The organism is Occallatibacter sp., from assembly GCF_036502485.1.
In the GTDB taxonomy this organism is placed as follows: domain Bacteria; phylum Acidobacteriota; class Terriglobia; order Terriglobales; family Acidobacteriaceae; genus Telmatobacter.
Genome location: NZ_DASXYM010000002.1, coordinates 58,607 through 84,909, shown reverse-complemented (window position 1 = coordinate 84,909; position 26,303 = coordinate 58,607). Strand labels below are relative to the sequence as shown.

At 62.2% G+C, this 26,303-nt stretch carries 22 protein-coding genes; 7 read left to right on the top strand and 15 right to left on the bottom strand.

The window, feature by feature from the left end:
* Positions 1 to 126 precede the first annotated feature (126 nt).
* The 8 genes from VGL22_RS00460 to VGL22_RS00425 form a co-directional block, all read right to left on the bottom strand.
* Positions 127 to 2,532, bottom strand: coding sequence for a S9 family peptidase (locus tag VGL22_RS00460; protein WP_465264902.1), 2,406 nt, complete (start codon positions 2,530 to 2,532; stop codon positions 127 to 129).
* Positions 2,533 to 2,788: 256 nt separating this feature from the next.
* On the bottom strand, positions 2,789 to 4,219 hold the full coding sequence (locus VGL22_RS00455; protein ID WP_465264901.1) for a glutamine synthetase family protein: 1,431 nt from the start codon (positions 4,217 to 4,219) through the stop codon (positions 2,789 to 2,791).
* A 249-nt stretch (positions 4,220 to 4,468) separates the two neighbouring features.
* Positions 4,469 to 5,797, bottom strand: coding sequence for a cation:proton antiporter (locus VGL22_RS00450; RefSeq protein WP_465264900.1), 1,329 nt, complete (start codon positions 5,795 to 5,797; stop codon positions 4,469 to 4,471).
* Entirely contained in the window at positions 5,798 to 6,370 is a 573-nt protein-coding gene (locus VGL22_RS00445) for a hypothetical protein (RefSeq protein ID WP_465264899.1), read from the bottom strand.
* 72 nt (positions 6,371 to 6,442) lie between these two features.
* A complete protein-coding gene (locus VGL22_RS00440; protein ID WP_465264898.1) occupies positions 6,443 to 8,101 on the bottom strand; it encodes an ammonium transporter in 1,659 nt (552 codons plus the stop codon).
* A 46-nt stretch (positions 8,102 to 8,147) separates the two neighbouring features.
* Complete coding sequence (locus VGL22_RS00435; RefSeq protein ID WP_465264897.1) at positions 8,148 to 8,537, bottom strand: hypothetical protein; 390 nt, start codon at positions 8,535 to 8,537, stop codon at positions 8,148 to 8,150.
* A gap of 114 nt (positions 8,538 to 8,651) precedes the next feature.
* Positions 8,652 to 8,960 carry a hypothetical protein gene (locus tag VGL22_RS00430; RefSeq protein ID WP_465264896.1) on the bottom strand — a complete coding sequence of 103 codons (309 nt, stop codon included), beginning with the start codon at positions 8,958 to 8,960 and terminating at the stop codon, positions 8,652 to 8,654.
* 101 nt (positions 8,961 to 9,061) lie between these two features.
* Positions 9,062 to 10,225, bottom strand: a complete 1,164-nt coding sequence (locus VGL22_RS00425) for a porin (protein WP_465264895.1) — start codon at positions 10,223 to 10,225, stop codon at positions 9,062 to 9,064.
* A 581-nt stretch (positions 10,226 to 10,806) separates the two neighbouring features.
* Here VGL22_RS00425 and VGL22_RS00420 point away from each other — a divergent pair.
* From VGL22_RS00420 to VGL22_RS00410, 3 genes are all read left to right on the top strand, one after another.
* Positions 10,807 to 11,985 carry a sensor histidine kinase gene (locus tag VGL22_RS00420; RefSeq protein ID WP_465264894.1) on the top strand — a complete coding sequence of 393 codons (1,179 nt, stop codon included), beginning with the start codon at positions 10,807 to 10,809 and terminating at the stop codon, positions 11,983 to 11,985.
* Positions 11,986 to 11,997: 12 nt separating this feature from the next.
* Entirely contained in the window at positions 11,998 to 12,783 is a 786-nt protein-coding gene (locus VGL22_RS00415) for a response regulator transcription factor (protein ID WP_465264893.1), read from the top strand.
* A 78-nt stretch (positions 12,784 to 12,861) separates the two neighbouring features.
* The gene (locus VGL22_RS00410; RefSeq protein ID WP_465264892.1) at positions 12,862 to 15,570 is read left to right on the top strand and encodes an AMP-binding protein; all 2,709 of its coding nucleotides are present in this window, start codon (positions 12,862 to 12,864) and stop codon (positions 15,568 to 15,570) included.
* 1 nt (position 15,571) lies between these two features.
* Here VGL22_RS00410 and VGL22_RS00405 read toward each other — a convergent pair whose 3' ends face one another.
* From VGL22_RS00405 to VGL22_RS00385, 5 genes are read right to left on the bottom strand one after another with little or no spacing between them, the layout of a single operon-like run.
* Positions 15,572 to 16,405, bottom strand: a complete 834-nt coding sequence (locus VGL22_RS00405; RefSeq protein ID WP_465264891.1) for a CheR family methyltransferase — start codon at positions 16,403 to 16,405, stop codon at positions 15,572 to 15,574.
* Positions 16,406 to 16,407: 2 nt separating this feature from the next.
* The gene (locus VGL22_RS00400; protein ID WP_465264890.1) at positions 16,408 to 17,517 is read right to left on the bottom strand and encodes a protein-glutamate methylesterase/protein-glutamine glutaminase; all 1,110 of its coding nucleotides are present in this window, start codon (positions 17,515 to 17,517) and stop codon (positions 16,408 to 16,410) included.
* Positions 17,514 to 17,882, bottom strand: coding sequence for a response regulator (locus tag VGL22_RS00395; protein WP_465264889.1), 369 nt, complete (start codon positions 17,880 to 17,882; stop codon positions 17,514 to 17,516). The genes VGL22_RS00400 and VGL22_RS00395 overlap by 4 nt, the downstream gene beginning before the upstream one ends.
* Before the next feature lie 10 nt (positions 17,883 to 17,892).
* Positions 17,893 to 18,369, bottom strand: coding sequence for a chemotaxis protein CheW (locus tag VGL22_RS00390; RefSeq protein WP_465264888.1), 477 nt, complete (start codon positions 18,367 to 18,369; stop codon positions 17,893 to 17,895).
* A 32-nt stretch (positions 18,370 to 18,401) separates the two neighbouring features.
* Positions 18,402 to 20,669 carry a chemotaxis protein CheW gene (locus tag VGL22_RS00385; RefSeq protein WP_465264887.1) on the bottom strand — a complete coding sequence of 756 codons (2,268 nt, stop codon included), beginning with the start codon at positions 20,667 to 20,669 and terminating at the stop codon, positions 18,402 to 18,404.
* A gap of 249 nt (positions 20,670 to 20,918) precedes the next feature.
* Between VGL22_RS00385 and cdd the strand changes: the two genes are divergently transcribed.
* The 3 genes from cdd to VGL22_RS00370 all read left to right on the top strand — a co-directional run bounded on the left by cdd (position 20,919) and on the right by VGL22_RS00370 (position 23,516).
* A complete protein-coding gene (cdd, locus tag VGL22_RS00380; protein ID WP_465264886.1) occupies positions 20,919 to 21,335 on the top strand; it encodes a cytidine deaminase in 417 nt (138 codons plus the stop codon).
* Positions 21,336 to 21,512: 177 nt separating this feature from the next.
* The gene (locus tag VGL22_RS00375; RefSeq protein ID WP_465264909.1) at positions 21,513 to 22,766 is read left to right on the top strand and encodes a NupC/NupG family nucleoside CNT transporter; all 1,254 of its coding nucleotides are present in this window, start codon (positions 21,513 to 21,515) and stop codon (positions 22,764 to 22,766) included.
* Between the two features lie 90 nt (positions 22,767 to 22,856).
* Positions 22,857 to 23,516, top strand: coding sequence for a hypothetical protein (locus VGL22_RS00370; RefSeq protein ID WP_465264885.1), 660 nt, complete (start codon positions 22,857 to 22,859; stop codon positions 23,514 to 23,516).
* Between the two features lie 28 nt (positions 23,517 to 23,544).
* Here VGL22_RS00370 and VGL22_RS00365 read toward each other — a convergent pair whose 3' ends face one another.
* Positions 23,545 to 23,814 (bottom strand): DUF2277 domain-containing protein, encoded by a 270-nt coding sequence (locus VGL22_RS00365; protein WP_465264884.1) that lies wholly within the window; start codon positions 23,812 to 23,814, stop codon positions 23,545 to 23,547.
* A gap of 238 nt (positions 23,815 to 24,052) precedes the next feature.
* Here VGL22_RS00365 and VGL22_RS00360 point away from each other — a divergent pair, with 238 nt between their 5' ends.
* The gene (locus VGL22_RS00360) at positions 24,053 to 25,675 is read left to right on the top strand and encodes a hypothetical protein (RefSeq protein ID WP_465264883.1); all 1,623 of its coding nucleotides are present in this window, start codon (positions 24,053 to 24,055) and stop codon (positions 25,673 to 25,675) included.
* A gap of 158 nt (positions 25,676 to 25,833) precedes the next feature.
* Here VGL22_RS00360 and VGL22_RS00355 read toward each other — a convergent pair whose 3' ends face one another.
* Complete coding sequence (locus tag VGL22_RS00355; RefSeq protein ID WP_465264882.1) at positions 25,834 to 26,127, bottom strand: PQ-loop domain-containing transporter; 294 nt, start codon at positions 26,125 to 26,127, stop codon at positions 25,834 to 25,836.
* Positions 26,128 to 26,303: the final 176 nt, after the last annotated feature.

Here is a 26,303-nt window from a genome sequence, read left to right as displayed (position 1 = left end):
CTGGTTGACCATCGCACTTCTGCAAAGCGACGCGTTCTGTTTTTCTAATCCCTATCAATCCAGCCTCAGAACTGAAACGGCGCAGCCATTGGCTGCGCCGTCCCCGTCTTGCCGGCAGCCAAAAGCTCACGGCTGCGTTGCATCCTCTCCCGCCTCGGCGTCGGGGCCGCCGCGGTTGACCGACTGCACAAACGAATACGGCTTCATCTTGTACTCCACCGGCGGCACGTCATTCGCAAGGTAGCGCACAAAGTAGTCCCACCGCCGGCGCGCCATGTAGTTCGACGCGGGGCCGTAGCCGTGCGGCACATTGGGAATCATCAGCAGGTCGAAGTCCTTGTTAGCCTTGATCAGCGCGTCCACCAGGAGCAGCGTATTATTCGGCGGCACATTGTTGTCCATGGTGCCGTGAGCCAGCAGAAGGTGCCCCTTCAGGTTCTTCGCAAAGTTCTGATTTGCCTGGGAGTCGTAATTGCTGGTTCCATCCGCATTCTTCTCTTCCAGGCCCGACCACTTCTCGGCCCAGTCATCTTCGTAATCGCGCTGATCGTGATTGCCGCTTTCGGCGATGCCCACCTTCACAAACTCCGGGTAATGCAGCATCGCCGCAGCCGTTGCGTTGCCGCCGCCGGAGTGCCCGTACATGCCCACGCGATTGAGATCGATGAACGGATACTGGCGCGCCAAATCCTGCATGCCGGCCACCTGGTCAGGGATGGTGTTGTCACCAAGGTCGGCGTAGTACGCCTCGTGGAAGGTCTTCGAACGCCACGGCGTCCCCATGCCATCAATGCACACCACAATGAAGCCCAACTCCGCCAGTGCCTGATTGTCGCTATGCGAAGCGCGAAAGCTGCGGTTGCCACACGAGCCAGTCTGCGGGCCGGGGTAGACGTAATTGACAATGGGATACTTCTTCGAGGCATCGAAGTGCGTCGGCTTGAACATGAACCCATACAGATCCGTCTTGCCGTCGCGCCCCTTCACCTTGATGGGCGTCAGCGGTTGCCAGCCCGAGGCCTTGAGTTTGGAGATGTCCTGCCGCGCCACCTCCATCACGGTCTTGCCTTCCGTATCGCGCACCACTGTCGTCTGCGGCTCCGTAGGCGTCGAATACGTGTCGACGAAAAACTCTCCTCCAGGCGCCATCTTGATATCGTGGTCGGCGTTCTCGGGCGTGAGCAGGCGCAGCCCCGTGCCGTCAAAATTCACGCGATAGAAGTGCTGATAGTACGGGTCGCGATCCTTCTCCTTGCCCACGCCTGCGAAGTAGATCAGGCGTTTCGATTCGTCCACATGCAGCACCTCGGTTACGTTGCCGGGCCCGTGCGTGATCTGGTTTTTCAACTGCCCGGTCTTGAGATCGTAAAGGTAGAGATTGCCCCAGTCGTCGCGCTCGCTGAACCACAAAATCTCGCCGGACTTCGGCAGATAGTGCCAATTGATCTTGCCGTTGCCGCTCTCGTAAAACTTGGGCGCGGTCTCTGCCATTACTTCGCGCACATCGCCCGTAGCAGCATCTGCCTCCCGCAGCCACTCCTGCTTGTGATCGCGCGATGTGGAGACAAAGCCGAGATGCGTGGCGTCAGGGCTCCACTCCACGTCAGACCACGTCGTGCCCTCGCACGCCACGTCATCGCACAGAGTCGAGCGATGCTGATCGGGCGGCATCTTGAGGCGGATCACCTTGCGCGCCTGCACATCGATGACTACGCGCTCGATCATGGTGACGTCTTTGTCGCCCACCAGCGGATACTTCCACGCCTTGAGTTCGGGATGCGTGTTGGTCACCGGCACCAGGTACATCATCCCGGTCTTGCGCTGATCCTGCTGAAACGTGGCAATCTTCGCGGAGTCGGGCGACCAGAGCAGAATCGCCGCATCGGATGATTTCCATCCCGCATTGTCCGTGGCATAGCCGTAGTCCTGCACTCCGTCCGTGGTGAGCTGCGTCTCCTCACCTGTAGCCAGATTGCGCACCCACAGGTTCCAGCCGCGGATGAAGGCGCCCAGCTTCTTGTCCGGTGAGAGCGTGAGCGGCGGGTGCGGCTCCGGGTGGCCGGCGCCTGGCCTGTCGTGTTCCTCCGCGGAGGCGACGCTGCAGGCTGCCGGCGTAGCTCCAAGATCACAGCGGTACATATTGCCCCAGCCGGAGAAGTTCAGCACGCGGTCGCTGTCGGAGAGCTCCAGGTCCGCAAGATAAAGGTGCTTAGCGTCGACCTTCACATCGCTGTTTGGAACCGCATTGAGTGCCGCGGCCAGCTTCTCGTGATCGAAGGCCGGACGCTTTGTGTTGGCCGCCGGGTCGATCAGCGTATACGTGATACCGGCATTATCCACAGCCTTGTACCAGAAGCGCCCATGGTCGAGAATCTGCGCTTTCACCTGCCCTTCGAATGCCAGCGGGTTCACGTTGTACGCCATGAGCTTCTCAGCGTTGGCGTAGTCCTGATCCGTGTACCGGCGAGGATGCTGTGCTGTTGCCAAGGTGCAGAGGAGGGAAAGGGCCGTTGCGGCTCCGGCAATTCTCATTCGGGGTTCCTTTTACCGTGCTCACATGACGAGAATCCGTGCGCAGGTTCCATGTGGCTGAATGGGGATCATTCTAAATTGTGCCAGCCTTGCAAGGCCGCTTTTCGGCAGGATGAGAAACAGCAAAGGCGGTTCCATAAGAACCCGATGCGCTGCGCTCGGCAGCGCAAAAAGGGAGTGGCGGGTTTCTGCGACTCATGAGAAAGCGGCGCAGCCTGGCAGGCTGCGCCGCTCTTGTGAGCAATAGCAGTTCGCTCTAGAACAGGTTCCAGAGCGACTGGTTGTAGACCTCGTGGTGGTACTGCACTTCCGGCGCCTTGACGAAGGTGCCGAGTGCGCGGGCGCAGCGGTCGGCTGAAGCCTGCTTCAGGTCCGTGTAGCGGCCCTGAACATCGGCTCCCAGGATCTCGGCGATCCACTTGGAGGTCTTGAAGTCCTCGAGGGCCTGCTGCACGTTGTCGGGCAGGTAGCGCTCCGCCTGGCGCAGGTTGTCAATCTTGGCGGTGGAGCCATCCACGCCCGTCTTGAAAATGGAGTAGAGCGCCAGGTAGGGGTTCGCGTCCGGTGCCACCGAGCGCACTTCCACGCGCATCGAACGCGAGTTGCCAATGGGCACTCGCACCATCGAACCGCGATCCGTGGCCGAAGCCTTGATCTGGTTCGGCGCTTCGAAGTGCGGGTCCAGACGCCGATAGGCGTTCACGCTGGGGTTCAGAATCAGGCAGATATCCAGCGCGTGCGTCAGGATGCGATCGATAAATTCCCATCCGTACCCCGAAAGCTGCTCCTGTCCCTTTTCATCCCAGAAGAGGTTGGTCTTGCCCTTCGAGATGGACACGTTGGTGTGCATGCCGCTGCCGTTCACGCCTACCACCGGCTTGGGCAGGAACGATGCCGTGTAGCCCATGTTGTTGGCAATCTGGCGGGTCAGCAGCTTGTAGAGCTGAATCTGGTCCGCGGCCGCCACCACTTCGCCGTAGCTGTAGTTGATTTCAAACTGGCTCGGCGCTACTTCCGGGTGATCCTTCTCGTTCTGGAAACCCATGGCCCGCTGCACTTCAGCCGCGGTATCAATGAACTGGCGGAGCGGATCGAGCGGCAGTACGTGGTAATAGCCGCCGGTGTTGATGAATTCGAACTTGTTGGTCTCGTGGAAGCGGCGCTCGGCGTCGCGTCCCGCGAACAGGAAGCCTTCAATTTCGTTGGCCGCGTTCAGGGTCAGGCCCTGCTTCGCATAGAGCGTGTCGGAGTAGTGCTTGAGCACGCCGCGGATGTCACCGCTGTAGGGCGTGCCATCCTTATCGATCACGGTACCGAAAACCAGCACCTTGCCGTTGCCGAATACATCGGCGGGCACCCAGTAAAACGCGCTCCAGTCAATGCCGAGACGGAGATCGCTCTCCTTCTGCGCAGTAAAACCGCGGATCGACGAGCCGTCGAAGGTAAGGTTTTCGTAGCTTCCCAGCAGGAACTTCTTGTCGTAGTCAAGCAGATGCAGACGGCCTTCCAGATCGGAAAACAGCACAGTCACTGCCTTGATCCGCTTCTCGTCGGTCAGATACTTCAGCCGCTTCTCGCGGATCTCATCGATCGACACGCGATTTGCACGTTCAGCCTTGGCTTGCAGATTAAGCTCTTCCAGCTCTTCATACGAGAGGGCTAGAAAATTGCGAAACTCAGTCGACATGGATCTCCTTTTGTCGAAAAACGGTTTACTCAAAGTGTACGAGGCGGATCATAAGGGCCGCGTGAAGATTCCCACGCTGGGATGCGCATGACAGCCGGAGCATGCATAAAAGCATAGCAACTCAAACGAGCGCCAACTTGAATGACAAGCGATTTCCGCTGGACTTCAGGCGACTTACACCGCGACGCCCGGAAGTCCTGCCGAGTTTTCCACAGTCGCGACAGGAGTGCGCAGCGAATTCGCGAGCCGTCAGGCCCGGCGCGCTTCGAAGGCGAATTCCTCCTCGGCCTCCATCGCCACCACCTCAGCCATCTCCTCCTGGGCATCCTTGAGCATGAATGCTCCGCGCAGAATCAAAGGCGTTATAAGGGTGGTGAGCAGCACAACGGCGACCATGACTGCCACTTCGGCCTGCTGAAATATGCCTGCGGTGGCGCCCATCGCGGTCACAATCAGGCCAACTTCGCCTCGCGAAATCATGCCGCATCCAACCCGCAGGCTTCGCACCCGCCCCATTCCCATAGCCAGGGCTGCCGATCCGCAGCCGATCAGCTTGGTAACCACCGCGACCGCGAAGATCGCTCCGAGCAGAACCCAATGACCTCTGAGCGCCCTGAAGTCGCTCGCCAGGCCGATCGAGACAAAAAACAGCGGAATCAACAGGCCATGGCCGATAGCATGAAATGTGCCCTCAATGGTGTGCTTGAGCTTGCTTTCCGCAAACACATAGCCAAGTAGATACGCCCCCGTAATCCCGGCAACGCTGCCCAGCCATTCCGCGCTCACCGCATAGATGAGTACCAGGGAAAGTACGCATGCGGTCACGGCCTCGTTGACGGGCAGCTTGCTGCAAAATCTCATCAGCGGATCGGCCATCTTACGGGCAGCGGCTAATGAAACCACAAAGAACAACGTCACACATACCGCGATCATGCACATCTGCACAGTGAGCGGATGGCTCTGCGCGATAGCGAAGTGCTCCTGCAGCTTGCTGCTGAGAAAGGGCGCCACACCAAATGCGCTCGCCGGGCCGGTCGCGCAGGAGGCGGCCAAAAAGGCAAGAACAAACAAACCCATGACATCGTCGATCACAGCCGCGCCAAGAATCACGCTGGCTTCCTGCGAGGCCATCTTACCGGCATCCATCAGCGTACGCGCTGAAATCGACACACTTGTCGCGGTCAGCGCGCCGCCCAGAAAGCACGAGGTGCTCCATGAAAGGCCCAGAGCATGAGCTGCCACCGCACCCAGCGCGAAAGGCCATATAACGCCTGATAGCGCGACCAGAAATGCCGTCGCGCTGGCTTGGCGCATGCGCTCAATGTCCGTCTCCAGCCCCGCCATGAACATCAGCACCAGGCCGCCGATCTGCGCGATCAGCATGAAAGCATCCGCTGCCGATGTGCCGCTGAACATATGCATGTGCAGCATGTTCAGGCAGCCAGGCCCTGCCGCCACCCCCACCAGAAGCTCGCCCAGAATGGCGGGAATTCCGATGCGCATGCTCGCCGCCGCTACCAGCTTTCCGGCCGCGAGAAGAATGGCGATGAGAAGAGCGAGTTGCAGGGCCGCTGGCATTCAGTTAGTTCCCCCCGGCGCGACGGTTGCGATTTGTGTGGATCGAGCAGCGGAACGCGGGCGGAACAGCCGCCCCAGCAGCCCCTGGTAGCCGCCGCGCTCAATGCCTTCGCGGAGCATCGTGCGAATTGCCGCGGCCTGGCGGCGAGCGAGTTCCGACTGGGCGGCATTCGATGCCAGCAAGGCTGCCTGGTGGGTCTCCTCTTCGGCCTTGTCGCATATACGCAGGCGCATCAGCAGCTCACCGTACTTAAGTCTGGCAATGAAGGTGTTAGGCGCCTGCGCGGCAGCCGTGCGCAGTTGTTCCATCGCCTCCTGCACCTGCAGGTCAACGCAAAGCGCCATGCCCAACAGGACCCGCACTTCCGCCACATGCGGCGTCAGTGCCACAGCCTCGCGTAGTTCCGCGATCAACCCCTTGCGCTCGCCTTCATCCAGCACCCGCGGATCCCGGAACATCCGCGCCAATTGCTTTGAGGTTCCCACCGGCAACGGTGCCGGCAAAAGACTCGGCGGTGCAGCCTGCACCGCCAATGAAAACATCGGATCGTCGACTTGGGATGTATGCAACATTTAAACCTCACCAGAAACAAGGACCTGGCAGCGGGACTCCATTCCGAAGCCCCGCTGCGTGAAACAACAGGGTTAAGCCACAGCCATATGCGGAGTGGCGCTCAGGTGTACAGGTTCGGGAACAAACACAAACTCGGGGTAGCCGAGTTGTCCCATCTCCGGGAGATCCAGCCCGGCGAGTTCGGTCTCCGCCGAAACCCGCTGCCCCATGAAAATGTCAAGTACCCAGTTCAGGAGGAAGCTGAACGTGAAGACAAATCCAATCAGCGTGCTGACGCCCACAAGCTGAGCAACGAGCTGGGTTGCATCGCCATAAAACAGGCCAGTCACTGACCCCGAGACGCCATTCCACGAACCGCCATAGTTACTCGTTCCATCCGCGAACAGACCGACCGAGATAACACCCCAGATACCACATGCCCCGTGCACTGAAATCGCGCCGACCGGATCGTCCACCTTAAGCCTGTTTTCCACAAACGAAACACTCAGGCAGACGAGCACCCCGGCAATCAGGCCAATGATTCCGCTGGAAACGGGACTCACGAATCCGCTGGGCGCGGTGATCGCCACCAGCCCCGCAAGCAATCCGTTCCCCGCCATGGACGCATCCGGCTTGCCCTTGAGCACCCACATGAAGCACAGCGCGCCAAACGTTCCAGTGCAACCGGCGAGCATCGTATTCACAGCCACAGAGCCGATCCTCAGGCAACCGGCGCCCGAAGCTCCAAGCGTGCTGCCCGGGTTGAATCCGAACCACCCGAAGGCCAGGATGAAGCAGCCAATCAGCACCGCCGACATGTCATGTCCGAGAATGGCATTGCTTGACCCGTCCCGGTTGAACTTGCCGATTCGCGGTCCGACGATCAGGGCAACCGCAAGCGCGGTGACCCCGCCCACAGCGTGCACTACGCCGGAACCGGCGAAGTCCGCGTATCCCTTGCCCAGACCCAGGTTGGTCCCGAGTTGCGCCAGCCAGCCGCCGCCCCACGCCCAATTGGCGAACAGCGGATAGGTGATCGCGCCCATGATGATCGACGAGACAGCAAACGTGAGGAACTTCCAGCGCTCTGCGCACGCGCCGGTCACGATCGTCAGCGCCGTGTCCATGAAGACCATCTGGAAGAGGAAGATGACCATCACGCCCACGTCATACGAGTGGCCGGCGAGGAACATGCCCGTCTGGCCGAACACACCCCACGTATGGCCGAACAGGCTCAGCGTGTGTTCCCCGGACAATGGCGCCAGGCCGCCCAGGTTGCCGTTTCCCGCCGCGCCTCCCATCTGGATCGCAAAGCCGATAATCCAGTATGCGAAAAGCCCGCAGCCGTACACGAAGAAGTTCATCATGTACGTGTGGTTGGCATTCTTTACGCGGCAAAGACCCGCTTCCACCATGGCGAATCCGGCCTGCATAAACATAACCAGAAATCCGCAGACCAGCGTCCAGGTGAAGTTGATGCCGATCTTGTTCTGGCCTACTTGATTGGCAACATCACCCAGGCTAAGGCCCGTCTTGGCGTCGCTCACAGGCACGTCCGTGATTGAGCCAGTAGCGGTGCCCCCCGGATCGCCGGCCGCGAGGGTGGTGCTGGCAGGCGCCTTGCCGGCCGCGTCCTTCAACTCGGCGGCGGAGGCAGACGGTGTGCCTTGTGCCGAGGCTACGATTCCCCCCAGTGATGGGAGCATGACAGCAAGCGCGCACACGCAGGATGCTAGGCGTGCAAATCTCATTAAAACCTCCAGTAAAGTTGGCAGCTGAAATGCGACCTGTCTCTTCTCAGGCTTTCCAGATAGCGTTTTTGTTTGCGGCGAACGGGAGCACGCCAATGATGCCCGCAAGCGTAACCACCATACCCACGATCGTCGCGGCCATGCGCCCCGACACACTCGTGCTCAGGTTCAGGCCGGCAATTACGATCAACCACCCGCTGATCGCCAGCACCAGCCCCAGCAGTTTGAGTCCCGCCGACATGGAGATCTTCGGAACGTCGCCCTCCTCAGGCTTGATCTTCAAAAAGACTGCGAGGGATACTGCGGTGAGCGCCAGGCCTACGACCAGGCCGACCTTTCCCAATCCCGTACTTACAGCCGCCAGGCCGGCTGCTCCCACTGTGACTCCCGCCACGAATACCGTGAAGGCCTTGCCCTGTGACTTGGTTGCCGCCATCTAAACTCCTCCTTGATGGTTGTAGTTGAATCGTTGCAATGAAGCCGTTTGTATTCGGTTACCTGCGTAAGTACGGTGCGCGCCGCCCGCACACCCTCGAGTCCCGTTCGAAACTCAGCGCGCCCGTAGCGCTGGCATCGCCCGTTTAGCGGTTGGCAGTGCCATAAACAACACAAATTGAGCGAGCGCCGTTAGCTCAGCCATGAGAGGTGTGCCCTGTTGCATGCGCACCAGAAATAGCAGCAGCACCATCGAACACCATTGCAAGCGTGATTGCCGCAGCCGTTCAATACGGCTGGTCAGCACAAACAGCGAGCGGGGAGCAACGCGCAGATCCAGTGAGGCGTTCGAACGTGCCTTGAAACATGCCACCGCAAAGAATCCCGCCAGTAGAACTTCGATGAGAACTGCCTGAGTGTTCAACGTTCCTCCGTGTCCTTCAGGTATTTCCCCAATTGGAGTGTTCGGGGCGACGCGAATTTAGCCGCCGTCGTATCGGGGCCACAGGGAAGATCGCAAGTTTGCTAGCGTTTGGGCGCGATGACAAGAATCACGCCGGCCGACAACGTGGTCTGCGAATCGGTAAAGCCGTTGTCCTTGTGAAACGATGCCTGGTCTGACCAGTCGTGGCGGAATTCAATCCGACTCAGCAGGCCGTACTTCATCTTGTATTCGTAGGTGCCGGTGAACTCCTGAAGAATCTGCGGCGTCCCCGTGGCAAACCCCTCGGCGTCATTCATCGTTTCATAACGGCCGCTTGCCGCCATCTTGCCCGTGAATTGATCGTGGAGCGCCATGGCAATACCCAAAGCGTTGTTTCTTGTATTGTTCCCTTCGCCCTGCGAGGTCACCGTGTTCTTCTGCTGGACAAAGTCGAAGTTCACATAGCCGCTGACCTTTGGGGTCGGCGTGAGCAACAGCGTGGTGTCGAACAAATTGCGGTAGCCGTTCTGCCCCGGTGAGTCCGCCTTGCCCGTATACACATCGGCGCTCCATGTGTACTTGGTCTGGGTGAGCGTGTTCGTGATGCCGATCGTGGGACCGCCCACCGCGTGCGTAATGTTGTTCCACCCATTCACCACCTGCACGCCCGCTGTATCCACCTTGTTCAGAGGCATGCTGGCGCGCCCGCCAAAATGCCAGTAAGGCAGCGTATAGGCGAACAGCAGTGAACGCGAGTAGTTCCAGTTATCCTTGGCCTCAATCACCTCGGCGCCGGCAAAGGTCACAAACTTGCCGCCGTCGATCTCAAGACCCTTCCACTTGGCAGGCTTGAAGCTCATGAACGCCTGCTCCACATACTCAAGCTGGCCCGCTGCGTTCATCAGCCGATTGGTGCGGCCATAAACCACGTCGACGCGCGCCCCAATCGGAGCAGGATCATGATTCAGCGTGAGCTTGGCAGCGCTTAATCCCGGCTGATTCGCGTCCTGGTTGAAGTTATAGTAGTCATTCATCTTGCCGTTAGCTTCCTCCGTGGGATTGTTAGGGTTATAGGAGTAATACCCATCGAGGAATCCGCTTACTTCCATAGGCCCGATCTTCCACGGCGTCGGGGCTGGCGCAGCCGCGGCAGCCGGCGCGGGCGCCTGCGGAGCAGAGGAACTATCGGTCTGTGCCGCGGCCATAAAGCCTGCAGCCAGGGTGATGGATGCTGTAAGTGTGCGAAGGCCTGACCTCAAATCCATGTAGTTATCCGCTTTCTCCACCGCCAAACTCGGTGGGATTTCGACTGATTGAGACAACGACTCCCCGGGGCCGCCCAACGCAGAGTTTGCCAGGAGGCACAGATATCGAACTTCGGGAATCAGAGTTTGCGGAGAAGGCAGGCCGTGCGAGAGTGCTGACCGGCGTGCCGTGCGATTTCAATCACCGCCACATGGTTGTGGTCGTTGTTTAGCGATTACGGCCAGTGGGGCCCTGTCGCAGCCGAACGGACTCTGAGTTGGCTGCGATTGGTTGAAGTTGACCAGCCCGCTCATAAGGATGCAATTAAGAAACGCTTCTTTACCTTAATGTCGCTCTAAGGGCCAAATAAAGAATCTGCTAAAATCGCGTCAATCACTTTCATCGCGGCTGCTCCTGCAAGGCTCTCCGGTAGGCAACACATAAACAAATGCAAGCTGCGATAGGCCTGAAGGCGAAGTTGCCGCAATTTGAAAGGCAACGCCACAGCAAACCGAACGACACAGGCTGGTGCAGGTTGTCGGAAAACAAAATTCCGCATCAGGGCTTTCTCGGCGCCATCCGTCCTCGGCGGATTACCCCCGTGCTGCGCCGTGCCCTGCGCGCCGCGCGCCGCGCCAACTCGTCGGCCGCTGAGATGCGGAGCCTGTACGAATTCACGCGTGCCACCCTGCAGATGAACCTCGGCAGCAAGCCCGGGCCCAAACTGGCTGAGCATCTGCAAAAAATGTTCGCGCTTGAAAGCGTAGCCATCTTCGACGCCGACCTGCAGGAGGTTTACCAGGCAGGGAAGTGGAGCGTGGACCCCAGCGAACTGGCGCAGAACGTATATCACTTTGAATCTTCAGACGACGATCCACACACCGGTGTGAGTCGCCGCGTGGTAAGGCTCGGCGCCGTGCCCATCGGCAGCGTGGTCGTGCGCGGAAATATGGAGCCGCTCAGTAACAGCGCGGTCGCAGCAGTTATCGCCATCACCTTCGATCGCTATCGCGCCACGGCAAACGAAACCCGCATTGAAGCCGAACGCGAAGCCGAGCGCATGCGCGCCACGGTGCTTGACAGCCTCGCGCATGCCTACAAGACTCCCCTTACCGCCATTCGCGCGGCATCCAGCGGCCTCGCAGAAATGGGCAAGCTCTCGCCTGCGCAGGCCGAGCTGGTGGCCCTCATCGACGAGCAGGCCACTCTGCTGAACGAACTCACCACGCGTCTGCTCACCACCGCGCGGCTTGGCTCAGCCGAGGGAGAAGGCGCCGTGTTGTCGCTGCATGTCGAGCAAGTCCATGCAGAGTCCCTGATTGAAGAAGTCCTGGCCGGCCTCGGCGAAAGATCCTCCGGGGCCAACATTCGCATCCACATGGACCCCGCCAACCTCTCGTTTCCCGGCGATCGCAGGCTCATCTCCATGCTGCTCACGCAGTATCTTGACAACGCCTGCAAATACTCTGACGCCGGCGCGCAGATTACCGTCCGCGCGCAACGATCGGAGAGAGAGATTCTGCTGTCGGTGCACAGCTTCGGCGCGGTGATTCCCGCGGCCGACCGCGAGCGGATCTTCGATCGCTACTATCGCTCCTCGGCATCGGCCACCCGGGCCGAGGGCACTGGCATAGGCCTTTCGATCGCCAAACGCGCGGCTCTTGCACACGGTGGATCGGTGTGGGTGTCGAGCGACGAAGCGGAAGGCACCACTTTTTTTGCGGCTATTCCCGTCGCGCCCGTAGCAAATGCGGACACTCCGCATGACCCCGCATACTGAAAGGACTAACTTATGACCACCTCCGCCATTCGCGTCCTCGTTGTTGACGATGAGCCGGCCATTCGCCGCGCCCTGCGTCCGCCGCTCACGGAACTCGGCTTTGAAATGATTGAAGCCTCGCGGGGCGAAATGGCGCTTGAGTTACTGCGCACAGAGCCGTTCGATGCGGTGCTGCTTGACGTCAACATGCCGGGCATTGGTGGAATCGAAACCTTGCGGCGCATGCGGGCCGCCGCGCCGCGCCTGCCCATCCTCATGCTCACCGTGCGCGATCGCGAGGAAGAAAAGGTCAACGCCCTTGAGCTGGGCGCGGACGACTATGTGACCAAGCCCTTCGGCGTGCGCGAACTGGTGGCCCGTATCCGCGCCGCTGTCCGCCGCGTGCAGGCGCCCGCCCCGCCTGAAGATGCCCCCCTCGAGATTGGCGAAATCCGCCTGATGCCCGCGCGCCGCAGCGTCACCCGGCGCGGCCAGCCCATTCATCTCACCCGCAAGGAATTCGACATCCTCCACTGCCTCATGAGCCGCGCCGGCCGCGTCATTACCTATGCCCGCCTGCTCACCGCCGTGTGGGGCGCCGACTGCCGCGAGGAGGTCGAGTACCTGCGCACCTTCGTCCGCCAGTTGCGCAAGAAAATCGAAGACGATCCCGCGCATCCCCGGTATCTGCTCACCGACATTTACGTCGGCTATCGCTTCGCGGATGCGCAGATGCTTGAGGACGCTCAACCCAGCGACAACGCGCCATTGATTGCGGACGGCGAAGAGCAGGGCGCAGGTCAAGGGCAAATGCAGTAAGCGCGTGTGCGCTCTGCAAAGTGTCACAACCCCTCGCGCCGCGCTGGCCCTGCGCTGTTAGCATGAACCTGCCAAGTCATGCGCGAGCACCTGGGAACACTCGTTGAAGAATTTCGGTCGTACAGCGGCGAGATTGCCGTAGTTCGCTACCAGGGGAACCGTCGCCGCGTTTCCACGTACGTCGACATCGCACGCCTGGCTGCACGCTTCGCGTCTTATCTCGCAGAGCACAACATCGGACCCGGCGATCGCGTGCTTCTGTGGGGCGAAAACAGCGCCGAATGGATAGCCGCATACCACGGATGCATTCTGCGCGGAGTGCTCGTAGTTCCGCTCGACGCCTACGGCTCCGCCGACTTCGCGGCGCGCGTCGCTTCTGACGTGCAGCCGAAGCTCGCCGTCGGCGATGCGCTGCTCCTGCGCCAACTGCCTGTGCACTACCAGCGGATCGCGTTTGAAACATGGCCAATATCGCTGCCCGGCAAAGAGGCCGCCCCCATCGCCGGACTCAATCGTGACACCCCGCTGCAGATTCTCTTCACATCGGGAACCACCGGCGACCCCAAAGGCATCGTGCACACCCATGGCAATGTGCTCGCCAGCGTCGGCCCCATTGAAGACGCGGCGCAGAAGTATCTTCGCTACGAAAAATACGTGCACCCCCTGCGCTTCCTGCATACCCTGCCCCTGAGCCACGTCTTCGGCCAGACCATGGGCCTGTGGATTCCGCCCATCTTCCGCGCGCAGGTGTACTTTGAGAGCCGTCTGGTGGCGCCGCGCCTCATCGAGACGATCCACCGCGAGCGCATCTCCGTACTGGCTGCGGTGCCGCGCGTCTTCGCGCTGCTCAAGACCTATCTCGAATCAACACATCCTGCGCTCGCAGAGCGCGTCATTGCCTCCCACAACCTGCGCGCATGGAAAAAGTGGTGGGTCTTCCGCGATGTGCATCGCGCCTTCGGACTTAAGTTCTGGGCGCTCATCTCCGGCGGCGGAGCGCTTGCGCCCGCAGTGGAGCAGTTCTGGAACACCCTCGGCTTCGTGCTCGTGCAGGGCTACGGCATGACCGAAACCACCGCGCTCATCACGCTCAATCATCCCTTCCACGTCGCGAAGGGCACCATCGGCAAACCGCTTCCCGGACGGGAAGTCAAGATCGGCCCCGATGGTGAAGTCCTCGTCCGCGGCCCCATGATCTCCACCGCAACCTGGGCCGGCGGCGAGCTGCGCCAACGCGAGGACGAGTGGCTCGCGACCGGGGATCTGGCGGAAGCGCAGTCCACGGGCGAGCTGAAATTTCTCGGCCGCAAGAGCGAGGTCATCGTGACCGCGGCCGGCGTCAACATCCACCCCGAAGACCTCGAAGCCGTCATCGAGCAGCAGCCCGGAGTGGCCGCCTGCGCCGTGGTTGCCATGCACACCCCCGCGGGTCCGGAACCGTGCGCCGTCCTCGCCATGCGGGGATCGCAAGACCTCGCGCCCAAAGCCATCGAACAGGCCAATGCGCTGCTGCCGGAATTCCAGCGCGTGCGCCGCTGGATGCTCTACCCTGAGCCTGACCTGCCCCGCACGCCTGTGGGCAAAGTGCGCCGCAAAGCTGTGGCTGCATGGCTTGACGAAACTCAAAACACCGCAGCCGCTACGCGCCCCGCATCGGAAGCCTTCAGACCCGCGCACGATTGGCTGCTCGCCACCCTTGCGCAGATCACCGGCGAAACGCCGCACGCCTCCAGCGATGACCTGCGGCTCGACGAAGATCTCCACCTCGACAGCCTCGGCCGCGTCCAACTGGCCGCAGCCATTGAGCAGAAACTCGGCATGCCTCCGGAGAGCGGCCTGCTTGAGCAGGTGCAGACGCTGGGCGACGTGCGCGCGCTGGTCTCCGGCAGGTCCACGCGTCCGTCATCGTCAATTGCTCTCCGTGAGTTGCCCGCGCAACCGCACTCCGCTGTGCTCCAAAATCCAACCCCACTGCACGACTCTCGCGCCGAAACGGTTCAGCCGATCATCACGGAACCGCTTCCGCCTTCCTATCCCACCGAATCAGCACAACGCGACTATGTATATCCCCGCTGGCCGTGGTGGAGCGCGGTGCAGGGAATTCGCGCCGTCTTCATCGAACTCATCATGCGCCCGCTGGTGCGCATCCTTGCCAAACCGCGCGTCGTCGCGCCTCCCCATCTGCGCAGCAGGATCAACGAGCCGATCCTCATCATCTCCAATCACGTCTCCGCATACGACGGACCCCTCGTGCAATACGCACTGCCCGGGCCTGTCCGCCGCCACGTTGCCACAGCCATGTCCGGCGAAATGCTCCAGGATTTCCGTCATTTCCGTAACCCCGACTGGCCTCCCCACAAACGCGGCTTCTATCCGCTCGGCCCGCTGGCATGGTTCGCCGTCACCGCCTTGTTCAACGTGTTTCCTCTGCCGCGGTCGCGCGATTTTCAGCGCAGCTTTGCGCATGCCGGCGAAGCTCTCGATCAGGGATTCAACGTGCTCGTATTTCCTGAAGGCACGCGTTCCGCCGCAGGACAACTCGCCCGCTTCCGGCCGGGTATCGGTCTGCTCGTCAAACAATCCGACACAGCGGTGTTGCCGATCGCACTGCGCGGCCTGGGCGACTTGAAGGCGCACGGCCGCGGCTGGTTTCGCTCCGGCAGCCTCGAGGTGCGCGTGGGCGAGCCACTGCGCTTCGCACCGGAAGTGTCCGAGGCAGAAATCACCGAGCGGCTGCACACCGAAGTTGCGGCGCTCCTCGGAAACTCTGGCGACATTCCGGTCTGACTTATACGGTCACGCGCGGGCGGAAGTAGCATGTTCCTCCCGCAAGCGTCGCGTACCATAACGACGGGTCCGCAGGCTGCTCGGTCGAACCCAGGATCAACAGTCCATCGGGCGCCAGCAGCCGGTGCACCGCCGACATCAATGTTCGACGCGTTTCCGGACCAAAGTACAGCATCACGTTCCGCAGAAAAATCACGTCGAACTTGGCGCGGAAAGGCAGCGGCAACCTGCAGAGGTTCGCTTGCTGAAAATTGCACAGCGATCGCACCGGCGGTCCCACCACCCATTCGTCGCCGTCCTGCTTGAAGTACCGCACCAGGTAGCGCGCGGGCAGGCCGCGGTTCACGTCAATGCGCTGGAAACGTCCTGCTTGCGCGCGTCGCACCACGTCCTCGCAGATGTCCGTTCCCTCGATCCGAACATGCCAGTTGACCAGCGATGGAAAATGTTCGCGCAACAGAATCGCAAGACTATAGGGCTCCTGTCCAGTGGAGCAGGCAGCACTCCAAAAACGCAGCGCGCGCACCCCGCCTCGCGCCTCAATAAGTTTTGGAAGCAGATCAGTCCGCAGCAGTTCAAAAGGCCGGCCGTCGCGAAAAAAGCTCGTCTCGTTGATGGTCATGGCATCCGCCACCGCCGATTCCAGATGCGGATCGCGCGTGCTCCGCAGATACTCCACCAACTCCCCCAGTCCCTTCATGCCGCGGCGCCGCACAATGCCCGCCAGCCTCGCTTCAAATACATAGTCGCGCGACGGATCGAGAATGTTCTTCGAGTGGGCCGCAATAATCTTGCGCAGAAATCCAAAATCAACAGCAGATGTCGTTCTCGGCACGGCTAGACGGGTTCCTGAAGCATAAAGGCTTCTCTTGATCGGGTTGTAGCGAGCCGCAGAATCTCCGGCGCAATCTCCGTCAGCGGCAGTACGCGGTGAGCCAGTCCGGCGGTTGCCACCGCGCCCGGCATGCCCCAGACCGTACTCGTGGCCTCATCCTGCACCAGCACCGTGGCGCCCTGCTCGTACAACACCCGGCAGCCCGCCAGTCCGTCGTAGCCCATCCCCGTGAGCACCACCGCGAGCACATTGCCCGCATACGTGGCGCCCAGCGAGCGGAAAAGAACGTCCACGGCCGGCCGACAGTGGTTTTCGGGCGGCCCGCTCGTCAGGTGCAGCGTCGGACTGTTGCCGGCAGCTGCCGGCTTCAGCGCTTCCATGTGCAGGTCTCCGCGCGCAATGTAGATGTTGCCCGCCGTCACGGCCATCCCTTCCGCGGCTTCGCGCACACGCAGAGAGCAGCACTTGTCCAGGCGCTCGGCCAGCATGCCCGTAAACAGTGCGGGCATGTGCTGCACAATCAGAATCGGCAATGGAAACTCGCCGGGGATCGACCGCAGCAGAGTTTCAAGCGCCTCCGGCCCGCCCGTCGACACTCCGATGGCCACCACCGCGGGAGCGCGTGGCTCCTGCGCGCGTGCGGCTACAGGGCGCACAGGCGGCACGCCCGTCAATACCTGAGCCTGCGTTCTGCGCACCAGCGCGTGAATCCTGGGCAGTAGTTGACACGACAATGTCCGAATAGCGGCCTCGCGACTGTCCTGGGCGTCTGGCTTGGCCACATAATCTCCAGCGCCGTTCGCCAATGCCTCAATCGTGACCCGCGCTCCACGCTGCGTAAGCGCGCTGCACATGATCACAGGCAGCCGGCACCCGTCGGCGCGCAGTCGCTTCAACGTGGCCAACCCGTCCATCACCGGCATCTCCACGTCCAGCAACATTACATCCGGCATAGCCGTCACAATGGATTGCAGCGCGGCGGCGCCATCCACCGCAGTGCCTGCGATCTCCAGTTGCGCATCGGCGGAAACCACGCTTCGCAGCAGGCTGCGCATCACCGCCGAGTCGTCCACAATCAAAACGCGCGTGCGCCGCGCGGGTGCGCCCATCATGCAGCCTCCAGGCCCATCAGGGCCAGCTTCTGTCGCAGCGCATCGCCATCGAAAGGCTTCATCAGGTATTCATCGGCGCCCGCCTCCAGCGCCTGCAGAATTCCGTCTGCGTCGCAGAGCGAAGTCACCATCATGATCCTCACCTGATCAAAGCCGCGCCGGCGCAGTTCTTTCACCATCTCAACGCCGCTCATGCCCGGCATGTTCCAGTCCACCAGCACCACGTCGAATGACTCTCCCCGGCGCAGAATATCCAGTCCCCCCAGGGCATTGGCAGCTTCGCTGCACTCAAAGCCTTCCGCTTCCAGCAATCCCCGCAGCACCCTGCGCGTAAACCCGGAATCATCCACGATAAGCGCTCGCATGGCTCGCACCTCAATCCGCGCCCGCGGCCATGCGCATCGGTTCCAGGCACTCGGGGTCCAGCATCACCATCAGATCGCCGTTCAGTTTGTATGCGCCGGCAAACAATCCGCGCCGCTGCTTGTTCACGGTGGATGGGTTCGGTTCGAAGTCGGCTGAAGAGACGGTCCGCACCTCCAGAACCTTGTCGACAAGCAGCCCGAACGAGCCGGCAGGATTCTCCACCACCAGCAGGTCCTGCGCGCCTTCCCTGGGGGCCATCGACAGCACCCGCCGCATGCTCACCGTGGTCAGAACGTCACCCCGATAGTGCATCAGCCCGCCCACGAATGCCGGCGCTAAAGGAACCTGCTGCGTATGCGCGCCGCCCACAATCTCCAGGATGTGCCGGATGGGAATCCCGTAGAGCCCGTCCCCCAGGCGCACGGAACATACCTGCGTGAGCTCCTCCGCTTTGTTCTTCTTGACTGATGCCGGCTGCTCGGCCATTCGCATCTCCTTCACTCTTTGAAGCGCCGTGGTTAGATACTCGCCGCCAACTGCTCTTCCGTCGGTTCCCTTGCAGGCAATGGCGCCACAGTCCCCAGGTTCACTACCCCCGTAACCTTGTCGCCGAGCAGCGTTAAACCGCACGCGGGCTGGCTGGTTCCCGCTTCAAACAAGTCGCCGCCGCGCGCCACGTCAAGCACTGAATCCACGGCGATGCCCACCTGCCGGCCGCCATCCCGGCACACCACCACGATGAGGGTTGCGTCGGAACAGCCGTGCGCTGCCTCGCCGCGCGCATTGTCGATTAGTCCTGCGGCATCTTCCACGGGCAGCAGTTGTCCGCTGAAGTTCAGCACCGGGCGATGCCCGAAATACTCAATGCGCGACAGCGGTACCTGCTCAATGCGCAGCACGCTTCCCAGGGCCACGGCCGCCTGCCGGCCACCCACCTGCACCACCAGGTATTCAAGGCGGCCGGCGTTCTGCGTATCCGCATCCTGCCCCGCGACCGCGTCGGCCGCAACCTCTGAGGTGCTCACGCCGGCAGCCGCGGCAATTGCGCCGGGGTCCAGAATCAGCGCGAGGTCCGCGTTGCCCAGAACCGTCGCGCCGGAGTAGAGCCCGATCCTTTTCAGCACCGGGCTGAGCGGCTTCACCACAATCTCTTCGGGGTCTGCAAGGCCGTCCACAACCAGGCCGTAGCGTCGACCGTCGGCGTCCAGCACGGCGATAAAATTGTCCACCTTGTCCACCGCGCGGCGGCCCGCGCCCAGCAGACAATCCAGAAATACCAGCGGCAGCAGTTGCCCTCGCAGGCGGTAGAGCGGCGCGTCTTCAATCCACTCAATGGCGCTCCCCGCCTGCTCCGGCGGAACATGCACAAGCTCTGAAAGCGCGCCCTGCGGCAGCGCAAAGCTCTGCCCCTGCGTGCGCACAATCAGCGCGGGAATGATGGCCAGAGTGAGTGGAATGCGCAGCCTCAGCAGGGTGCCTTTTCCGGGCCGCGAGTCGATCTCGACGGTGCCGCCGATGCGCTCCACGTTGGTGCGCACCACGTCCATGCCCACGCCGCGGCCGCTCACGTTCGTCACCTGCTTCGCGGTCGAGAAGCCGGGCAGAAAGATCATCTGCAGAATCTCGCGATCCGCAAGCTGAGCCGCTCTTTCCCGCGTCGCCAGCCCGCGCTCGATCGCCTTTGCGCGCACCCGGTCCACGTCAATTCCGGCGCCGTCGTCGGACACCTCTACAAGAACGTGGCTGCCTTCCTGCACCGCGCGCAGCTTCAAAACGCCTTCGGCATTCTTGCCCGCAGCTTCGCGCACCGCGGGCGGTTCGATCCCGTGGTCCAGCGCGTTGCGCACCGCATGCGTCAGCGGATCCTTGATGGCCTCCAGAAGACTCTTGTCGAGCTCCGTCTCCTGACCTTCCATCTCCAGGCGCACCTTGCGCCCCAGCGTCTGCGAAAGGTCGCGCACGATCCGCGGCATCTTCGAGAAGATGTTCGACACCGGCTGCATGCGCGCCTTCATCACGCTCTCGCGCAGATCGGCGGTCACCATGTCCAGCCGCCGCGAGAGCATCGTCATGCGCGGGTCGGCAGCCGTTGCCTGCAGCACCTGGTTACGCGTGAGCACCAACTCGCCCACCAGGTTCATCATCCGATTGAGCAGCGTCACGTCCACGCGCAGCGTGCTCTCCGCGGCCGTTCCACCCGAAGTGCCGGCAGCCGCGGTCTTACCGGGCTCGGCCACTGCCTTGTCAGGAAGAGGAGAGTACGCCACCGGCTCCGCAGCGGGATCAGGCGCCGCGCCACAAGGAGCGCCGCTTACGTCCGGAGCAAGCCCGTTCGCTGGCTCCTCCGGCATCTGCGCCCCGGCCCGGCCGCCGGATATCACTCCCGCCGCCTCGCTCTTTCCCGCGGCCTGCAACTCATCCAATCGCGCGATCAAGCCTGCGTCGGATGCGCTGCTGTGTTCGCCCTCATCGCCGCGCTCTTCGATGATTCTCAAAATTGATCGCAGCCCATCCAGCAATTCCAGCAGCGCGGTAATCACCGCACGAGTTGCCGCCAGCTTGCCGTCTCGCAACTGACCCAGAAGATTCTCACCGGCATGCGCCAGTTTCTCCAGCCGCTTGAAACCCAGAAACCCGGTGGTCCCCTTGATGGTGTGCACGGCGCGAAAAATCTCCGCCAGCAACGCAAGATCGTTCGGACTGGATTCCAGATCCGTCAGGCAGCGCTCCATTCGGTCCAGGCCTTCCTGGCTCTCAATCAGGAACTCCCGCGTCAACTCATCCATGCATCACTCTTCCGGCGCGCCAGGCGCACAGCGCGCATCAGCAGTCCCCACCCTTATCGGAAAAAGCGCCGCGGACTTGAGCGATCGAAATGCTGCGCCCCACCACATCACCCGCTCACCCGCTCCCTCTTTCCCTCTGTCCCTCTGTCCCTCTTTCCCTCTTTCCCTCTGTCCCTCTTTCCCTCTTTCCCTAGTTCCCTCATCCCTCGCCCATCCATTACTCTCAACATGCAGGCGGAACCCGCGCGCATGACCCAAGGCTCTCCCCATCCTGAATTTCAACCTCTGCTCGATGCTGCCCTCGACGCAGCCCGCAACTCTTATTCGCCCTACTCCGGATTCAAGGTGGGTTCGGCCTTGCGCTTGACCAACGCCGCCATCGTCACCGGCACCAACGTCGAGAGCGTGAGCTACGGCCTCACCATCTGCGCCGAGCGCGCCGCCCTGGTCCGCGCCATCGCCGAGTTCGGCCCCGAAATCCGTATCGAGGCCATCGCCGTCGCCAACCTCAACCAGGCCCCCAGCCCTCCCTGCGGCGCCTGCCGCCAGATGCTCGCCGAGTTCGCCGCACCCCATGCCCAGGTGGTCTTCTTCTCTGAACATGAGGTGCGCTCCATGCCCTTCGCCGACCTGCTCCCCTTTGCCTTCAACACGAAACTCGGCTAACCGCACCGCGCCGCGCAGCCCCGGCCGCAATCACTCCCCTCGCCATTCCTGATAAAAAAGAAACACAGGGAACATTGAGCAGGGAACAGCGAGTAGAGCCATGTGCGCCGCGCCCGCGCAAGCGGCGCCTTCTACTCCCTGTTCCCTGCTCCCTATGCCCTGCCTTTAGGGAGCTTTGTGGATCGATTCACCGGAATCTTGGGCATCATCGCCGTGCTCGCTGCCGCGTGGCTGTTCTCTACAGACCGCCGCCGCATCCGCTGGCGCACCGTGGCGTGGGGTCTCAGCCTACAGGTCGTCTTCGCGTTCTTCGTGCTGCGCTTCAGCTTCGGTCAGCAGGCCATGGCCTGGGCCGGCGACGTGGTCAACAAGATGCTCTCCGCCACCACCGCCGGCACCCGCATCCTCTTTGGCGAACTCGGCCTGCCCAATTCCGGCGCGTTCGGCAAACTCATCGCCCCCAGCTCCGGTTCGATCTTCGCCTTCCAGGTGCTGCCCACCATCATCTTCATCTCCGCCTTCTTCGCGGTCCTCTACCACATCGGCGTCATGCAGCAGATCATCCGCGCCCTCGCCTGGGTGATGCTCAAAACCATGCGCATCTCCGGCGCCGAAAGCATGAACGTCGCGGCCTCCATCTTCATGGGCCAGACCGAAGCCCCCCTCACCATCCGCCCGTTCCTCTCCCGCGCCACCCGCAGCGAGCTCATGACCATCATGACCAGCGGCATGGCCCACGTCTCCGGCGGCATCATGGCTATGTATATCTCCCAGGGCATTGAAGCCAAACACCTCCTCGCCGCCGTCATCATGACCTCCCCGGGAACCATCCTCATCTCCAAAATGCTCGTGCCTGAAACCCAGGTTCCCATCACGGAAGGCAAAGTCGTCATCCCCAAAGACGAGCAGCACAAAGACGAAAACCTCATCGGAGCCATCGCCCGCGGCACCATCGACGGCGGCAAGCTGGCCCTCAACGTAGCCATCATGCTGGTCAGCTTCCTCGCCCTCGTGGCGCTCTTGGACATGCTGCTGGCCTGGGCCCACGGCGGACTGCATTTCATTCCCCCCAGCCTGGGCGAAATCCTCGGCTACGTCTTCTGGCCCGTTGCCTGGCTCATCGGTGTCCCCGCCCGCGACTGCGGCCTCATCGGCAACCTCCTGGGCACGCGCATGGCCCTCAATGAGGTCATCGCTTACATCGGCCTGGGCGCGCAGAAGGCCGCCCTCGCCCCGCGCTCCTTCACCATCGCCACCTTCGCCCTGTGCGGCTTCGCCAACCTCGGCTCCATCGGCATGCAGATCGGCGGCATCGGCGCCCTCGTCCCCGAGCGCCGCAACGACCTCGCCCAACTCGGCATCCGCGCCATGATCGCCGGCACCATGGCTAACCTCATCAGCGCCTCCATCGCGGGCATGTTTCTGGGTTGAGGTGAGCGACGACGAGCACTCATTGGTGAAGGCACTCTACGCGCTTCGGATGGAGATACAGAAGTCGCGTTGAAGGCATCGAAGCAGCATATGAGACAGTGGACCCCCCTCGCCCTGCTGCTCGTCTCCCTGCCGGCTCTCACAGCCCAGTCCCCGACGCCGTCCTGGCGCCCCGGCGCAGAGCTTTGGGCTCCTCTGCCCACTCCCGCCACAGACAAGCTTCCCGATCCCACCGGCAAAGACGAGATCATCGCCCGCCTCACCATCTCCGGGTTTGCGATTCGCTTCGAGTCCACCCCCCTCGACTCGGTGCGCAACCACTTCAACGCGGAAATCGGCGCCGCCGGCGATGCAGGCGAAGCAGAGCGATGGGTCTGCGTTCAGGGCCAGGACGACAACGGCCCGTGGGTTCTCTGGCTGTTGAGCAATGCGATCGACGGCCCCGCCGTGGGCGGATTCGAGTGGCTCCGTATCGATACCGCAGACAAAGTGGACCGCCGCTGCAAGCATCTCGCCCCCGGACAAGACGTAATCCAGTTGCCCGTTCCGCTCCGTCTCGACATGAGCCTGGCCGATGCCGCAGTCGTTCTCGGCACGCCATCCGGCCTCACCGGCCGCAGCAGGATCTACGTTCACGCCCACACTCTGACATCAAACGGCGAATCCTACTCCGCCGAGAACACCGTCTACCTGCAGTTCCGGCAGAAATCCCTGCGGGCCATCCACGCCCTCTACACCATCAGCAAATAAACGGTGGCCTCCCTCACGGAGCGCCGGCTCACTGCGCGAACCGCGCCGCACTGCGCGCCTTCGCCTTGGCCGCCTCTTCCTCGCGATTGCGCGGCCGGCCCGCTGTCTCCAGCGTGCCCAGCAAACGTGCGGACGCCCCCGCAACTTCGTCCACCGCCGCCGCAAACGCAGCCTCGTTCGCCTTCGACGGCTTGTTGATCCCGCTGATCTTCCTCAAATACTGCAGCGCCGCCGCGCGAATCTCTGCCTCCGTCACCGGAGGATCGAAATGAAAAAGAATTTTGATATTCCGGCACATACGCCTGCTCCGTCGCGAACACTCGCTGTACGGACCATTCACCCGGCCCGCACACCGAGTGTACCCGCACCGTCAGCAAAGCCCCCAGTCTCCCGTCACTCGGCCGCCGGATATGCCAGGCAACGTTCGTCCCGTCAGAGTGCTTCCTAGAACTGCAGACAAGAACTGCAGACAAGAACCGCAAGCCGGAACTTGCAGGCCGCCGCCACCACACAACGCGGCGCGGAAAGGGAACTGGATGGCACGGTCGGCACTGGCACGATGGGACGAACTTTCGCCGCCCCCTCCCCCGTCCCCCCGTAAGCCTTCCGCGGCTCCCCCCCGCCGCCGGCGCCTCGCCCTCCTCATCGCCGCCTGGATCGCCCTCGCCGCGGTGATGACCGGCATCTGGTTCGCCGGCGAGAACTGGCCCTTCCGCTACCGCAAGATGAAGCCCCTGCTTGAAGACGTCTTCGGCAGCCAGATCGTCATTACCCACTACCACCGCGTCTACTTCCCCAACCCCGGCTTCATCGCCACCGGCCTCACGCTGCGCCGCAAATCCGCGCCCGATCAACCCCCCATCGGCACCGTGCAGACCTTCTTCGTGCACGGCCGCTGGATCGACCTCCTCCTGCTGCGCCGCCGCCTTGAACTGGTCGACATCACCGGCTTCCACCTCGTCCTTCCTCCCCCCGGCAGTAAAGCCGCGCAGCAGGATTTCCCGCCCGGAAGCACCTCCGACTTCAGCGGGCCCGACACCCCCATTGCCCGTGTGGAAATCCACAACTCTGTCCTCGACGTGCTGCGCGACAACGGCCGGCGGTTCACCTTCCCGGTGCGCCAGTTGCACATTGAAAACCTCCGCAAAGGCCAGGCCATGCGGTACGCGGTCGACATGGACAATGCCATCCCCCACGGCCGCATCCGCGCCTCGGGAACCTTCGGGCCACTGAGCGCCAACAATCTCGGCGAGACCCTGGTCTCCGGCCGCTTCGCCGTCGAGCAATTCAACCTGCACGATGTGGGCAACATCCGCGGCACCCTGCGCGGTTCCGGCAGTTTCAGTGGGCGGCTTGACGCGATCCATGCCGGCGCCGACACCGTGACCCCGGACTTTGCCGTGGATGACAGCCAGCCCACCGCGATCGCCGGGACCGTCGATTGCACCGTCAACGGCCTCACCGGCGACGTGGTCTATCACTCCATCCAGGCGCACACCGGCCGCACCTCCGTCCGGGCCTCCGGCAGCACCGCCGGAAAAGACGGCAAGACCACCAATCTCGACATTGCGGTTGCCGGCGGCCGCGCCCAGGACCTGCTTCAGCCTTTCCTGCATAAGGAACCGCCCATCACCGGCACCGTTGACCTGCACGCGCATGCCATCCTGGCCCCTTCCAAAGAAGGCGGCTTTTTTCACCGGCTCCGCGTGGAGGGCGCCTTCGAAGTGCCCAAAGAAGAGGTGACCGACCACGACACAGAGCGCAATCTGTCGGCGTTCAGCCAGCGCGCCCAGGGCGGCAAAGCGCCTGACACCGGCAAGGACAAGACCACGCCCATTCCCAATGCCGTCTCCTCCGTGCGCGGGCAGGCCGCCATCCGCGATGCGGTGGTGACCACCCACGGGCTTACCTTCCAGGTCCCCGGCGCCCAGGCCTGGCTTGACGGCACCTTCAACCTCCACACCAGCGCCGTCCACCTCACCGGAAAAGTATCTACAAAAGCGGACATCGCCGACGATTCCACCGGCTGGAAGTCCATCCTGCTCAAACCCCTCGCCCCGTTCTTCCGCAAGAAGCACGCCGGCGCCGTGGTTCCCATCGCCGTCACAGGCCAGCCCGGCACCTACAAAGTCACCCAGAACCTGACGCATACCAACTAGGGCACGCGTTTACGGGCTACCAAGCCCTCAGGTCGCTCGCTGTCCGTCCGGCGCGGTGGTTCGCACCGCCCACTCATCCCCAACTGCTTTTCTGCTCCGGAGTTCCTGCCGGGATACGGGCGCATTCCAAGCTTGGGCCAGGCCGCCTCACGCCGGGATCAGACCGTCTGTGCGCGCTCCCGCCGCAGCCGCCTGGAGCGATAAAAGAGCGTCAGCAGCGTCACCGTTCCACAACTCAGCAGGCTCGCTGCCATGCCCAGAATCAGCGCCAGATCGTGCTCGTAGACGCCGTGCACAATGGCCACGATCTGCAGAATGCTGAACCCTCCAAAGGTGATCAGCGAAATCCCCTCATCGGACTTCTTGCGCCACACCGCGATAGCCTGGGGAACGAAAAGCAGCGCGTTGCACAGCAGTCCCAAACCGAACACCACGGCCACAATCTGCTTCATTCCAGTCTCCTGCCTCTTGTGTCAGCCACCCCTTCACCTTGCCGGCAAAACTGAACCTGGCAAGGCTGTGTAACAAGGACCTGCTTCAATCAGGTCAAAATCAGCCCCGCTTTCCGGAAATTCAAAGCTGACCAAGTTGAAGCTGACCAAGCTTTGTAATAAGCGCACGACTTCAG